The organism is Caballeronia sp. SL1002, assembly GCF_057814995.1.
Map to the genome: position 1 here is coordinate 439,097 of NZ_JBYMUW010000003.1, position 13,371 is coordinate 452,467.

At 61.1% G+C, this 13,371-nt stretch carries 14 protein-coding genes; all 14 read right to left on the reverse strand.

Going from position 1 to position 13,371, the window contains the following annotated elements; genetic code table 11:
- Nucleotides 1-2: 2 nt before the first annotated feature.
- Entirely contained in the window at nt 3-1,058 is a 1,056-nt protein-coding gene (gene coxB, locus AC3D25_RS19400) for a cytochrome c oxidase subunit II (protein WP_488890076.1), read from the reverse strand.
- 189 nt (nt 1,059-1,247) lie between these two features.
- Nucleotides 1,248-2,108, reverse strand: coding sequence for a cytochrome c oxidase assembly protein (locus tag AC3D25_RS19405; protein WP_488890474.1), 861 nt, complete (start codon nt 2,106-2,108; stop codon nt 1,248-1,250).
- Nucleotides 2,108-2,728, reverse strand: a complete 621-nt coding sequence (locus AC3D25_RS19410) for an SCO family protein (protein WP_488890077.1) — start codon at nt 2,726-2,728, stop codon at nt 2,108-2,110. The genes AC3D25_RS19405 and AC3D25_RS19410 overlap by 1 nt, the downstream gene beginning before the upstream one ends.
- Nucleotides 2,729-2,909: 181 nt before the next feature.
- Complete coding sequence (locus tag AC3D25_RS19415; RefSeq protein WP_488890078.1) at nt 2,910-4,433, reverse strand: amidase; 1,524 nt, start codon at nt 4,431-4,433, stop codon at nt 2,910-2,912.
- 37 nt (nt 4,434-4,470) lie between these two features.
- Nucleotides 4,471-5,235: an SDR family NAD(P)-dependent oxidoreductase gene (locus AC3D25_RS19420; RefSeq protein WP_488890079.1), complete on the reverse strand. Its 765-nt coding sequence runs from the start codon at nt 5,233-5,235 to the stop codon at nt 4,471-4,473.
- A 46-nt stretch (nt 5,236-5,281) separates the two neighbouring features.
- Nucleotides 5,282-5,932 carry an ANTAR domain-containing response regulator gene (locus AC3D25_RS19425; protein ID WP_488890080.1) on the reverse strand — a complete coding sequence of 217 codons (651 nt, stop codon included), beginning with the start codon at nt 5,930-5,932 and terminating at the stop codon, nt 5,282-5,284.
- Nucleotide 5,933: 1 nt separating this feature from the next.
- Entirely contained in the window at nt 5,934-7,088 is a 1,155-nt protein-coding gene (locus tag AC3D25_RS19430) for a transporter substrate-binding domain-containing protein (RefSeq protein WP_488890081.1), read from the reverse strand.
- An 81-nt stretch (nt 7,089-7,169) separates the two neighbouring features.
- Nucleotides 7,170-8,156, reverse strand: coding sequence for an acetamidase/formamidase family protein (locus AC3D25_RS19435; RefSeq protein WP_488890082.1), 987 nt, complete (start codon nt 8,154-8,156; stop codon nt 7,170-7,172).
- Nucleotides 8,157-8,169: 13 nt separating this feature from the next.
- Complete coding sequence (locus tag AC3D25_RS19440; RefSeq protein WP_488890083.1) at nt 8,170-8,877, reverse strand: ABC transporter ATP-binding protein; 708 nt, start codon at nt 8,875-8,877, stop codon at nt 8,170-8,172.
- Complete coding sequence (locus tag AC3D25_RS19445; protein ID WP_488890084.1) at nt 8,874-9,584, reverse strand: ATP-binding cassette domain-containing protein; 711 nt, start codon at nt 9,582-9,584, stop codon at nt 8,874-8,876. Before AC3D25_RS19445 ends, AC3D25_RS19440 begins: the two co-directional genes overlap by 4 nt.
- On the reverse strand, nt 9,581-10,645 hold the full coding sequence (locus tag AC3D25_RS19450) for an ABC transporter permease subunit (RefSeq protein ID WP_488890085.1): 1,065 nt from the start codon (nt 10,643-10,645) through the stop codon (nt 9,581-9,583). The genes AC3D25_RS19445 and AC3D25_RS19450 overlap by 4 nt, the downstream gene beginning before the upstream one ends.
- 24 nt (nt 10,646-10,669) lie before the next feature.
- Nucleotides 10,670-11,539 carry an ABC transporter permease subunit gene (locus AC3D25_RS19455; RefSeq protein WP_488890086.1) on the reverse strand — a complete coding sequence of 290 codons (870 nt, stop codon included), beginning with the start codon at nt 11,537-11,539 and terminating at the stop codon, nt 10,670-10,672.
- 64 nt (nt 11,540-11,603) lie between these two features.
- Nucleotides 11,604-12,839, reverse strand: a complete 1,236-nt coding sequence (locus AC3D25_RS19460) for an urea ABC transporter substrate-binding protein (RefSeq protein ID WP_488890087.1) — start codon at nt 12,837-12,839, stop codon at nt 11,604-11,606.
- Between the two features lie 242 nt (nt 12,840-13,081).
- Entirely contained in the window at nt 13,082-13,288 is a 207-nt protein-coding gene (locus AC3D25_RS19465) for a hypothetical protein (protein ID WP_488890088.1), read from the reverse strand.
- Between the last annotated feature and the right edge of the window lie 83 nt (nt 13,289-13,371).

Genomic DNA, 13,371 nt, shown 5'->3' on the forward strand with positions numbered 1-13,371 from the left:
GCTCAATTCAGCGTCGAGAGAAACGCGCTGAGATTCGCCGCATCGGTGCGGCTCAGATCGATGCTCGGCATACGCCCGTCAGGCTTGATCCGCTGTGCGTGGACGATCCAGTCCATCTGATTCTCAGCCGTGTTCTGAAGCATGCCCGCCGCGATCAGGCGTCTGTTGTTGAGATGCGTCAGATCCGGCGCCAGCGCACCGGTCGCATCAGTGCCGCGCACGGCGTGACAGCCCGCGCATTTGTCCAGGAACAGCTTTTGACCGGCGATGCTCGAAGGCGACGCGTTCGAAACGGTGCTACGTGACTGCCTCTCGCTCCATCGCGCAAATTTTTCCGGGCTCTCGGCCACCACTTCGAATGCCATGTGCGCATGCTGCGATCCACAGAATTGCGAACACTGTCCTCGATACACGCCGGGCACATCGGCTTGAATCCATTGCTCATTGTTTTGGCCGGGAATAGCTTGGGTCTTTCCGCCAAGCAACGGCACCCAGAACGTATGAATGACGTCCGCGCTTTTCAGCACGACGCGAACGGGTTGACCCACCGGGATGTGAATCTCATTCGCCGTTTCGAACGCTTGAGCGTTCGGGCGCGCATCAGGGTAGGAGATCTTCCACCACCAGTCGTAAGCGGTGACGGTAATCGTAAGCGCTGGGCTAACGGAGGGCGTCGCGACCCGCTGGAGCGTCACTAAAGCAAACACGAGCATGGCGACCAGTACGGGGACCGACACGCCTGTACCGATCCAGATCCAGCGCATGCCTTTGCCAGTCGAACCGATTTCCTCCGACGACACCAGCGGACGCCGCCGGACCACAGCCCAAAGTAAAAGAATGGCGACGATCACGCATACGGCGATGCAGATCGCCGTGAAAATCCAACCGAGCGTGCGAGTTGGATACGCAGCCGGACCCGCTGCGTGAAGAAAGTAATTTAGCGGCGTCTCAGCGCGTGCATGCGTTGCTAAGAGGCAGGCGGCGATTGCCACTATCGGACGCTTCGGCTGACTACTCGGAAGCTTTAAATTTACGAATACCTTGCTGGCGTTCGACATCGAGTCCGTACCCGGATGTGGCTGCTGCTAGCGCAATGCACGCAAGTCAGCAAATGCCGTACCCAGGTCACGGTCTCGATTACAAATCTCGCCGCGCCAGATTTTTCTCGTTCGAATTCGCGTTAATCGCTCTTCTGTTCCGATCTCGTTGACCGCGAGCCACGGCAGCGAAAGGAACGCAAGCCGCGCTCAACGCGCATTAAGAACCGCACCGCCGCGCCGAACTTGCTCGTCGCGCAATCGCGAACGTGCCGACAGCCTTAGCCAATGACGCAGCGCAATCAACGCGCCGATCACGCTCATCATCGAACCGGGAATCCACAACAACAAGCCGCCGATCTGCTGGTCGCGCATCGGACTGATCCACGTGAACGCGCGCCCGCAAATCGAATAGATCGAATATAGTTCGTGCGAACTGAAGAAGATGTATGCGCCGAGCAAAATCTGCGGCGGGATCGCCGCGATCACGACGAGAATGCGCCGCCCCGGCGCGAGCCGTGCGGGCGGCGCCGGTCGCGAATCGAGCACGAGCCACCAAAAAAGCAGACCGTCGATCACCATGCTCCAGTTCATCACTCGATATAGCCGCTCGTCGAGCATCGCGATGAAGTGGATCGGCGAGAGCAGCCAGAAGTAGATCAGTCCGACGAAAAGCGTCACCGCGACAACGGGATTGAACAGCACGTCGAGAACGAAACGCGCTGGGCGCGTTTGCATCGCCGGTCGCAGCCAGCGCTGTCGCCAGGTGAAAGGAATGCCTGCGCGGATGGCAGCGCCGGGATACGACAGTGCGATCAGGAAAGGTCCGAGATGATGCAGTACCAAATGCTGCAGCCGATGCATGAAGAACTCATGCTGGAAAAAATAGTCGAGCCGCGTATGAAGGGCGACGTAGATACTGCCGAGCCCTAACCAGAAGGCAACGTGGCGCGCGAACGTTACGCGCGCATGCCGCGCGCCGCGCGCGAACAGGACCGCCGCCACAAGCACGGCGACGACGACCGTCGGTGAGAATTCCCACGGGTCGAGCCAATATAAAAGCGCTTCCATCATGACTTCTCCGTGTCGATCACGCGCCTTACGTCATGTGCAATGGCATCGACGGAGTCGTTGTCGGTTGCGAGCAGGCGCGCATGGCCTTGCGCGTCGAAGATGTAGATCGCGGAGCTGTGCGTGACGGCATACTCGCCGTGCGTATCGCGTTTCTCCATCTGGTATGCGACCCGATATCGCTTTGCAATCGCCTCGATATCGCGGCCGGAACCCGTCAGACCGACCGAGTGCGACGAGTCGAACGCACGGACGTATGCCTTCAACTCCGCAGGCGTATCGCGGGCGGGGTCGACGGTGACGAAGACGATCTGCGCACGGTTCGCGTCGGCGCCAAGTTGCCCAAGCACCTGAATGAGCCGAGCCATTGTTTCGGGACACACGTCCGGGCAATGCGTATAGCCGAAGTAGACGAGCGTCGCGCGTCCCTTGAACGATTGTCCAGTGACAGCGTGACCGCTGTCGTCGACGAGCGAGAGTGCGAGGTCAGGCAGGTGGCCGCTCACATCGGTGAGGCGCCACGGTTCGGCCGGTCGAGAACACGCGGCGATGAACACGCACAGCGCTAGAACAGGGGCGAAAAGAAAGCTTTCACGCCGAAGCTGGAAAAAAGAAGGCATTTCGAATTCTATCAGTCGCAGTCGAACAAGCGTCGAGCTCGTACTGTAACTGGCTCTTCGAAACCGTGCCGGGGAGGCGCTTTACTCGCCGAGATTTTCACGCGACCTGCCGACGAACTCAAAGCTGAGTCTGGACCTGGCGTTCTTTGAGCACGCCAGGTCCGCACGCAAAATCATTCGCTTACTGACGACCCGCGATGGTCTCGTACGCGTAGGCGTATCCGAGAAGCGCCGCCTCGTCCCATTGCCGGCCAACGAAGATCAGCCCGAACGGTGACCCCGACGCGTAATAGCCCGCCGGAACCGCAATACCCGGCAAGCCTGCGATATTGATCTCGCCAACCGTCGTCTCGTGGATGATGTCCGTGCCGTGAAGCGGAGGAAGCTCGCATCGCATCTGCGGAAAGACGAGCGCATCGAGCCGCTGCGCGCTCATCACTGAATCGAAGATTCGCAGATAGCGCGCCTTCAAATCGACGAACTCGGGCATCTCCGGCGGCAATGATGGATCGGCCAGCGCCACCTTGAAATCGGCAAGACTGTGCAGATAGCGCAACACGCCGTCGGGTCCGAACGCATTGTCGTCTTTGGTCGCTTCGGCGAATTCCGCGAACGTCTTGAGCGGCGACTGCTTGCCGAGACGCTGCAGGTATTTCTCAAGATCGTAAGGAATGGATTCGAGTCCGCGTGCATCGAAGTGCTCCAGCGGCGGCGTCGGCTTTCTCAGATCGGCGAAACCAGAGCCTTCGAATGGATCGTCGATCAGGACCGCGCCCAAACCCGTCAACTCTGACTTGACCCGCTCATACAGCGTGGCGGCTTCATCGGAGAGCGGTTGTGCGCGCCAGCCTGGCCCATATAAGCCGATACGCTTGCCATTCAACGCATCCGGCGCCAGCGCCGACGTATAACCGCCTTCCGGTTGCCTGCCGACGCTCGCAAGCGTCTTAGGGTCTTCGCTCGAATAGCCCGCGAGTACGTCGAGGCAAAGCGCTGCATCGCGCACGTTGCGGGCAATCGGCCCGACTACATCGCGATTACCCGACAGCGGGACGACGCCCGCATTCGGCACCAGCCCGATGGTCGGCTTGATGCCGACGAGGTCCTGCGCCGAGGCCGGGTTCTGAATCGATCCGCCGGTCTCTTCAGCGAGTCCGAGCACCGCCATGCCGGACGCTACCGCCGACGCCGTTCCCGCGCTGCTGCCGCCCGGCACGCGGTCGGGCATCGCCACGTTGATGGTCGGCCCCGCCCAGCTATCGTTTGCATGCGAGCCGGTATGGCTCAGGATCGGCACGTTTGTCTTGCCGAGCAGGATCGCGCCCGCGCGCCGCATCCGCGCGACAACCGGCGCGTCGCGTTCGGGCATCAGATCGACGCCGCCCTTCTTGCTGTATAACTTCGCCCAGCCCGCCGTGGTCGGAAAGCCGACCATGTCCATCGGATCCTTGATGACCACCGGCACCCCCGCGAGCGGTCCGAGCGCTTCGCCCGATGCGCGCCGTGCGTCGATCTTGCGCGCATCGTCGATGGCGTCCGGGTTCAGAAAGATCAGCGCGTTGTATTTCGCGTTGTCGCGCTCGATCCTCTCGAAGCACGCGCGCGTCAGTTGCTCGGCCGTGAATGCGCCGGCTCGAAAACCCGCCTGAACGGCAGCGGCCGTGAGAGCGTCCAGATCGATGTCCATCGCACTGCCTTGTTCCATTCGATGCTCCTGTTGAATTATCCGTACCTTAAAGCGCTCAGAGCTGGACGCCGCGTGTGAGCGCGCCATCGACGACGAAATTCGCTCCGCTCACGAAGCTCGCCGCCGGACTTGCGATGAACGCCACTGCGTTGGCGATTTCCTGCGGACGGCCCATGCGCCCGGTCGGGTTCAAAGCAAGCGCGCGCTCGAACAGCGTCGCGTCGTTATGTTCGATCCAGTCCCACACGCCACCTTCGAAATACACGTTGCCGGGAGACACCGTATTCGCGCGGATGCCCTTCGATGCAAGCTGATTTGCGAGTCCCTGCATGTAGTGAACAAGCGCTGCCTTGAAGACCCCGTACGGGCCCGCCGCAAAATCGATCTCGCGTCCCGACACGCTCGATATCGCGACGATCGAAGCCGCTTGGCTCGCTGCGAGAAACGGCATGGCGGCATCGACGAGGTTGACCGTTCCGAGCAGATCCGTCTCGAACTCCTTGCGCCACGACGCGATGTCGTTGCCGATCGCAAGCGCGCTCACGTTGGCCACGACGATATCGATACCGCCCCACTCCGCACCGACGCGTCCGACCCACGCCTTGAGCGCGTCGCCGTCCGATACATCGACCGCCGCACCCGACGCCCTCGCACCGCTTAGTTCGGCCAGCGTGGTAGCCGTCGATTTCACTGCGGCTTCATCGCGCGCGCAGATAGCGACGTCCGCGCCCTCCGCGGCGAATGTGCGCGCAATGGCGAGTCCGATGCCCTTCGTGCCACCGGTCACGATCGCCTTCATGCCTTTCAGTTGCAAGTCCATGTTCGTCGCTCCTGTGCGTATCAATCGGAAAAAGGCCGGGACGTGCTCACTCTTTCTCGCGCCCGTCCCCGGATGTCATGCCGCGCGCGATCTGCAATACCTCCCCCGCCTGAATGACGGAATGGCAGATATCGTCGATGGTCACGCGCTTCTCCATTGCCTGAGCGCGCAGCATGTCGTAGGCATCGCGCTCGCTCACGCGGTGCATGATCATCAAAATATTTTTGGCTTCTTGCAGATGCCGGCTGTCGAGCAGTTTCTGTTCGAGCTTGGCGATGCGTTGAGCGTTCTGGCGCGAACGCCTCGCGTGATACAGCGCCATCACCACGGTCGAAAGCAGCCCGGACGCGCGGATCGGCGTCGTGACGATGCCATCCGCGCCGAGCTTGATAGCCTGGTCGATGAACGTTGGATTCTCATAGGCCACGACGCAAATCACAGGCGGTGCATCGGGGCCCGACCACTCGCCGCTCGGTGCACGCTCCTCCGGCAAGAGCGCGCGAAACACGAGATCGACACGCTCGGGCAACGTCTCCATCGGCGGCCAGCACTGTTCCACCTGAAAGCCCATGCGCCGAAGGTGGTTGGCAAGCGTCTGCCCGTCGTCGTCGTCCGGATGGAAGACGACCACGCGAGCATTGCGCTCGAGGATGGAACTGGTGAGGCTTCGCTGCCCTCTATCCGCACGCGTCGTCACGTCAATAATCCCGCGTGCTCAACTTCGTGACCCAATCCCCGAGCGTCTGGCGTGTCATGTACGGATCGGGGCCGACAGCGAACTTCGATTCGCGCAAGATGGTGAACTGGCCGTCCGCGTTCGCGCGGCCGATGCGCGGATAAAGCGCCATGTGATGGTTCACGGGATCGATGCGCACGCGGCCTTGCGGCGCGTTGAATTCCAGGCCGAGAAAATGCGGCATGATGGTCGCGAGCTCGTCCGAACCCGCGCGCGCGAATGCTTCCGCGAACATGTGCATCTGATAGTAGGCGGCCTCCCAGTTCATATCCGTGGGCACGTCCGCGCCGTAACGCGACTGATGATGCGCGACGGCGCGATGATTCTCCTCGGTATCGATACTCTGGAAATAGGGCGCGGCCGTGATGTGACCGGTCGCGACGCCGCGGTTCATTGCACGAATCTCGGTCTCGGAGGTATTGAGACTGCCGATCGGCATCTTGGCCGGATCGAAATCCGCCTGTGCGTAGGCGTCATAGAGATAAGGCACGGTCTCGCCGATCACCGTGCAAAAGATCCAGTCCGGCGACTTGCGCCCGATATCCGCGATCACTTGCGCGAACTGATCGCGCGTTGCATCGAGCGACAGATAGCGCTCACCGAGGATCGCGCCTTCGGGATGCTGGAGCAGCAGCTCCTGCATCGTGCGATTGCACTCGTACGGATAGACATAGCTCGACCCGACGAAGTAGACGCGCGCGCCGAAAGTCTCCGTCATGAAGTCCGCGAGCTGCACGCCGTTCTGATTGGGCGATGCGCCGCTGTAGATGATGTTGTCGGAATACTCGAATCCCTCGTACATCTGCGCGTAGATCAACAGCCGGTTGTGCTTTTCGACGACAGGCAGCATCGCTTTGCGGCTCGTCGACGTATAGCCGCCGAAGATCGTGTTGACGCCATCCTTCACGATCAACCGTTCGGCAAGCTCGCGAAACGAGGCCGGATCGGACGCGGGATCGTAATGAAGCGCGACGAGTTCGCGTCCGCCGATTCCACCTCGCGCATTGATTTCCTCGACGGCGAGGCACGCACCGCGCCATTGCGACTGCTCGAGCAACGCGGTCGAACCGCTCATCGAGCACAGCAGGCCCACTCGGATAGGATCGGACAAAGCCATTTCGTGACACGCTCGCTAATGCGCGCGGAGCGGCGGCCCCGCGCTTGGGTCTTCGTTGCTTCGATTCGTCTGACCGATGCGCTACTTGAGATAGTGTTTGGCGACCATCGCGCCAACCGTATATTTTGGGTCGACAAAATTGCCGAGGCGAACCCGGCCGACCTGGCTCAGCATCATGTACGCGTCCCATTTGTCGAAGCCGTACTCGGCGGCCATCCACAACACGAGTTCGCGATAAGCGATACGTGTCGCGTCTTCCAGCGGCCGCGCACTGCCGATGCTCATGAGCGCATCTTCATTCTCCAGACGCGGCCACGCAATCGGCCAGTTCTTGATGAGATCGACGCGCACGGTCGTCGTGCTTTGATACTCCACGGCCGTGCCGCACACTTCGCCATCGCCCTGACAGGCATGCGCGTCGCCGATAAACAAGCGCCCGCCCGGCGACCGTACCGGCAAATACGTGATGCTGCCCGGACCCATGTCCGGAACATCCATGTTGCCACCGTGATTGTCGGGCGTGAGGGAATTGATCGAATCGATTTCGGGCGAAAGGCTCAGCGTGCCGATATGCGGCTTGTACGGCAGCGTATTACGTTTGCTCCAGTACACGTTCTCTTCGTCGATCTTGATCTTGCGCACGATTTCAGGCAACGGTTCGTTCAGCAACGCAGTGTAATCGGTGCCCGTCAATCCGCCGAAGTTCGGAATCATGCAACAGAAGCCGTGCGGATCGTCGCCGCGCGGCGCCATCTTCTCGATGTACACGGCAACCACGTCGCCCTTTTCCGCGCCCTCGATCATGATCGGCCCATTCTGCGGATTAAGAAACGGCACCTGCAGCACTTGCGAAGGTTTGTCCGTCTCCTCCTTGATCTTGCCCTCGAAAGCGTCGCGCGTTTCCACCACGACGCGATCGCCGGGCTTCACGTGCAGCACCGGTTGCGAATACGGCCCGATGGTGTAGTGAAACGTCTTCTGCAATTCTTCGGTGAGATGGTGCTCCACCGGTTCGCGATCCGCGCCGACCCCGCGCTTCATCATGATCGATTCTTCAAGCCATTTCATGTTCCGCTCTCCGTCACAGTGCCAGATACTGGCGAATCAGTTGCTCGTCTCCGAGTTGCGCAGGGCTCAATACATCGACGATACGGCCCTTGTCCATCACGCAGCAGCGCGTCGCGATGCGTTCGACCATGCCCATGTCCTGTTCGACCAGCACAACGCCGATGCCCGTCTCGCGCGCGATCTGCTGCAGCGTCTCGCCGATCAGATCGACGATGGACGGCTGAATGCCTTCCGATGGCTCGTCGAGCAGCAGCACCTTCGGCGCGCTGATGAGCGCGCGCGCGATCGCGAGTTGCTGCTGTTCGCCGCCGCTCATGGTTCCCGCCTTCTGCGTGTAGCGCTTCTTCAAAATGGGAAAGTAGCCGACGACCTTCTCCTTCATCTGCGCCGCCTGCGCACGGTTCGCCTGCGCGCCGACCTGAAGGTTTTCGGCGACCGTCAGCGCGCCGAAAATCTCGCGGCCCTGCGGCACGTAGCCCATGCCTTTTTGCGCGCGAACGTAGGGCTTTTCATGGCCGATGGCGGCGCCGTCGAGTGTGATTTCACCGGCATCGAGCTTGACCAGTCCGATAAGCGTGCGCATCAGCGTTGTCTTGCCGACACCGTTGCGTCCGATCAGCGCCAGCACTTCGCCGCGCTCGATGCCGATCGACACGCCGTTAAGCACGCGGCCGCCGCCATATCCTGCTTCCACGCCTGATACTTCGAGCAACGCGCTCATTTCTTCTTTCCCAGGTAGACCTCGGCGACATCGTCGCGCGCGAGAATTTCGTCGAGTGGGCCGTCCGCCAGCAGACTTCCACCGTGCAGCACGGTCACGCGCGAGGCGATCTGCTTGACGAACGTCATGTCGTGTTCGACGACCATCATCGTGAGACCGGCCGCCGACAAACGCTTGATGAGTTCGCCCGTCGCATGCGTTTCCTCGACCGACATACCCGCCACGGGCTCATCGAGAAACAGCAGTTTCGGACGCAGGGACACGGCCATCGCAATCTCGAGCCACTGCTTCTTGCCATGCGAAAGATTACGCGCGAGCACGTGTTCCTCGCTTTCCAGCATGAAGCGCTGCAGCAGTTCATCGAGGCTTTCGGGCCGGTCGTCTTTCGCCCGATGCAGCGACAGTTGCAGATGCTGGCGCACGCTCAGGTCGGGGAACACGCCGGGAATCTGGAACTTGATGCTCATCCCCATGCGAATTCGTTCATGCGGCAACACATGGCTCATGTCCTGCCCGAGAAACATCACGCTACCTTCGGAGGGGCGATGCTCTCCCGTAATGAGCTTGAAGAACGTGCTCTTGCCCGCGCCGTTCGGCCCGATCACGCAGCGAATCTCCCCCGCATCGATACTGAAGTCGATCCCGTTAATGACGTGCGCGCCGCCGAAATGCTTCTTGAGTCCGCGCGTTTCCAGCAACGTAGTCATGGCTTGCCCTCCTCTTGCTTGAGGCATGCGCCACTCGGGCGCGTACCGCCGGTGCGGCTGGAAAGACGTTTCAGTTGCCGCGTGACGAACGGCAGCAGACCTTCGGGCGCGGCGAGCACGACGATCAACAGAATCGCGCCGAGCAGGATCAGCGCGTACTGGCTGCCGTACACCGCGAGATTCTGCGAGAGCCAGACAAGCAGCGCAGTGCCGAGAATGGTTCCGCCAATGCTCTTCTTGCCGGACGTCGCGACCCAGATCACGGGCATTGCCGCCGCGGTCAGGCCCATCGTCGAGGGTGTGATGTAGGAGCCCCAGATCGTGTACAGCGCGCCCGACAATCCGCCCAGCGTGCAACCCAGCACGAACACGAGCAGTTGATGACGGCGAATGTCGACGCCGAGCATCTCGGCGCGTTGCGGGTTCTCGCGGATGGCGATGAGCGTAAGACCGAACGTGCCGTCGAGCAGACGCCGCATGACGGCGTAGACCACCATCAGCAGAATCAGCACGAGATAGTAGAAGCTCGCGTTTTCCAGCGTGAGCGGTCCGCCACTCCACGGAATCGTCAAAGGCGCCATGCCGCCCATACCGTTGTAGCCATTCAGCCGCGCTTCACCGATCGCCCATTGCGGACCCGCCGTTTGCGACATGAAGGTTTCGAGCACGAGCGTCACCGAAAGCGTGACGATGCCGATAAACACGCCCTTGATGCGCCCATAAAAAATCATGTAGCCGATCAACGCGGCGACCACCACGCTCACAACCAGACCCGCGCCGAGACCGAGCCACGAGTCGAACCACGTGTCCGTGTAATTCAGCGTGAAGATGCCGTAGCTATAGCCCGACAATCCGAAGAAGGCGGTCTGCCCGAACGACAGGATGCCGCCGTAGCCCCACATCGCCGCGAGGCCGACCGCGCCGAATGCCCACAGCAGGCAGTACGCGAGATTGCCGCTGGTGTTGGCGTCGACCACGAGCGGCAGGCACAACGCCACGAGCCAGGGCAGCGCACGCAGCACGCGTGCCGAAGCGCCGGTTTGCGAAATCTTTGAAGGCATGTTCGATTGCTTCACGTGTGCCTCCTAGCGCAAGCGTGTGAAGAGATTGCCGAGGCCTTGCGGCATCAGCCGGATCACGACGATCACCGTCAGCAGCAGCCCGATCTGTCCGAATAGCTGGCCGTAGGAAGCCGTGAGCGCCGTCTGGATGATGGCGAGCACGCCCGCAGCGGGCGTCGTTCCCGCAATCACATTCGCGCCGCCGACGACCACCGAAACGAACGCCTGCACGATAAAGTTGCTGCCCATCGTCGGGACCGCCGTCATGGTCGGCGCGTAGAGCGCGCCGGTGAAACCTGCCAGCCCCGCGCCGAGCGCGAAGGTCAGCGTATAGAGCCGGTCCGTGCGCAACCCAAGGCACTGCGCGATATTGGGGTTCTGGATCGTCGCGCGCGCACAAACGCCGTAGTTCGTCTTGAAGAACAGCAGATAGAGACCGAAGAGGATCGCCAGCGCAATGAGCGGCAGCACCGCGCGATAAGTCGAGAACGAGTAATCGCCGAGCGAGAACGAACCGAACGGCGTGCCGATACCTTCGATGGACGGACCCGCAACGAGCAGCATGGTCTGCTGCACGATGAGGCTGATTGCCCATGTCGCCACGACGGAATCGAACAGGCGGTCGTAGAGATGACGAATGACGAGCCGCTCGACGATGACGCCAGCCACCGCCGCCGCGACCGCGCCGAGCAGCATCGCGAGCGGAAGCGGCACACCGCGTTTGGCCGCGATAATCGTGACATACGCCCCGCACATGATGAATTCGCCATGCGCGAGATTGATCACGCCCATCATGCCGAAGATCACCGCGAGACCGAGCGCCGCGAGCACCAGATAGGCGAAGTTATCGCCGAACTGATAAACGAGCGAATAGAGAACCGACAGAGTGGTCATGCGTGCTCCACGTTCAGGAGGCCGGCGCGAGCGTGCTGCAAGTCGAGCGCGCGCCGGCTTTGGATCAGGACTTCTTGGGCAGATTCGACGGCGTGTACTGACGATGGTCCGGCTTGTTCGGCAGATCGCAACCCACCTTGCCGAGCCAGTACGGCTGCACGTCCTCCCAGACCTTCGGAATCTCGACGGAGTGGTCCTCCTTCACGTGCACCAGATAAATGGTGTGGCTCGCATGATGGCTCTTCGGGTCCATACAGACTTTGCCTTGCGCGCCCGTCGTACAGATGTCGCCGCTTTCCAGCGCCTTGCGCACCGCGTCCTGATTCGTCGTCTTGGCCTTTTCAGCGGCGGCCTTGTAGAGATAGATGGCGTCGTAGGCGTTCGCCGCTTCCTGATTGATGTACGGCTCGTTCGGGAACTTGGCGTGGAAGCGCTTCTTGAAGTCGTTGCTCGCGGGCGAGTCGACTTCTTCGACGTAATTCGCCGTCACGTACATATCCTTCAGCGCGGGCGCTTTGAAGCGCTTGTGCTCATAGGCCTGGCCTACGTTGACCGAACTCGCCATCGGCAGGTTCAGATGCGCCGACGCCTGCTGCTCGTAATACGACGACTGGTTCGCGCCGACCAGCAGCGTGACCACGAAATCGGGCTTCGCCTTCTGGATGTTCTGGATCGTCTGGCCGAACTGCGAGACGGACAGCGGGATGAATTCCTCGCCCGCCATCGTGCCGCCGTTTTCCTTGACGATGTTGCGAACCCATTCCGCCGAGATTTGCCCGAAGTTGTAGTCGGCGGCGATGGTGTACACCTTCTTGCCGTATTTCTGCATCATCCACGGGATGAGCGTCGAGAATTGCTGCTCGGGCACCGCGCCCGTCACGAAAGTGTTCGTATCGCAGACGCCGCCTTCATACTGATTGTCGTACCAGTAAAGCTGATGCGCGCGGTCCATGATGGGCCGAATCGCTTCGCGCGAGGCGCTGGAGAACGCACCGAAGATCACGTCGGGCTTGTCGGTCTGGACCAGGCGCCGCGCGAGTTCCTGGAACTTCGTGTTGTCCGACTGCGTGTCGTAGGCGATCAGCGTGACCGGGCGTCCGAGAATGCCGCCCTTCGCGTTGATTTCATCGACCGCGAGTTGTGTGGCGTGGATCTTCGGGATCGTTGCCAGCGCGAAGTTTCCCGAAGCGTCTTCCAGCAAACCGATTTTCACGGGATCGGCGGCGCTCGACACGAGCGAGGTCAGTGCAAGTCCTGCGGTGAGGGCGAGACGCATCCAGCCCGACGGCTTCAGCAACATGCGGATTCTCCAGAAGTAGAGGTAGGCGCTAGAAACAAGGGAAAATTCGGACAAAAAAAAGCCCCCTGGCGAACCATTGGTTCGCCAGGGGGCTTCTGTGCCGGTTCCTCGGGCGGACATCTTTGTCGGGCCTCGAGGATTGGCCCAAGTCTAAGCCGCTGTATTTTTAGTTGTCAACCGTGGTCAAAAATAGTTGAGAGCATTCGATGCGGGATCGCCTTGTGCGCACGAACTCCTTTCCGTCAAACATTCACATCGGGTGAGCGACCGTGTCGCGGCTGATTGCGGCGGGCGCGAACGTCATCGCGGTCGGCCGGGATCGGATCAAGCTCGACAACGCATGCGCCGGGCTCGAACGACGCGCGCAGGTCGCGAGCGAAGCGGTCGATCGCAATGACCGACCAGCGCTCGACCGTTTCTTCGCCCATCGCGAATTTTCGGCCGACCATTTATATCACCTTGTGACATATAATGCGAAATCCGAGGTTCGGGACGTCGCGCGAAACCGAAGTCGGTGCCGCGCATTTCCCGC

What these genes read in the sequence shown, in the direction of transcription:
- AC3D25_RS19455 (WP_488890086.1), bottom strand. Translation starts at nt 11,539, where the DNA reads ATGACCACTCTGTCGGTTCTCTATTCGCTCGTTTATCAGTTCGGCGAT.
- AC3D25_RS19435 (WP_488890082.1), bottom strand. Translation starts at nt 8,156, where the DNA reads ATGAAATGGCTTGAAGAATCGATCATGATGAAGCGCGGGGTCGGCGCG.
- AC3D25_RS19450 (WP_488890085.1), bottom strand. Translation starts at nt 10,645, where the DNA reads ATGCCTTCAAAGATTTCGCAAACCGGCGCTTCGGCACGCGTGCTGCGT.
- AC3D25_RS19405 (WP_488890474.1), bottom strand. Translation starts at nt 2,108, where the DNA reads ATGGAAGCGCTTTTATATTGGCTCGACCCGTGGGAATTCTCACCGACG.
- AC3D25_RS19420 (WP_488890079.1), bottom strand. Translation starts at nt 5,235, where the DNA reads ATGGACTTGCAACTGAAAGGCATGAAGGCGATCGTGACCGGTGGCACG.
- AC3D25_RS19440 (WP_488890083.1), bottom strand. Translation starts at nt 8,877, where the DNA reads ATGAGCGCGTTGCTCGAAGTATCAGGCGTGGAAGCAGGATATGGCGGC.
- AC3D25_RS19430 (WP_488890081.1), bottom strand. Translation starts at nt 7,088, where the DNA reads ATGGCTTTGTCCGATCCTATCCGAGTGGGCCTGCTGTGCTCGATGAGC.
- AC3D25_RS19415 (WP_488890078.1), bottom strand. Translation starts at nt 4,433, where the DNA reads ATGGAACAAGGCAGTGCGATGGACATCGATCTGGACGCTCTCACGGCC.
- AC3D25_RS19410 (WP_488890077.1), bottom strand. Translation starts at nt 2,728, where the DNA reads ATGCCTTCTTTTTTCCAGCTTCGGCGTGAAAGCTTTCTTTTCGCCCCT.
- AC3D25_RS19465 (WP_488890088.1), bottom strand. Translation starts at nt 13,288, where the DNA reads ATGGTCGGCCGAAAATTCGCGATGGGCGAAGAAACGGTCGAGCGCTGG.
- coxB (WP_488890076.1), bottom strand. Translation starts at nt 1,058, where the DNA reads ATGTCGAACGCCAGCAAGGTATTCGTAAATTTAAAGCTTCCGAGTAGT.
- AC3D25_RS19460 (WP_488890087.1), bottom strand. Translation starts at nt 12,839, where the DNA reads ATGTTGCTGAAGCCGTCGGGCTGGATGCGTCTCGCCCTCACCGCAGGA.
- AC3D25_RS19445 (WP_488890084.1), bottom strand. Translation starts at nt 9,584, where the DNA reads ATGACTACGTTGCTGGAAACGCGCGGACTCAAGAAGCATTTCGGCGGC.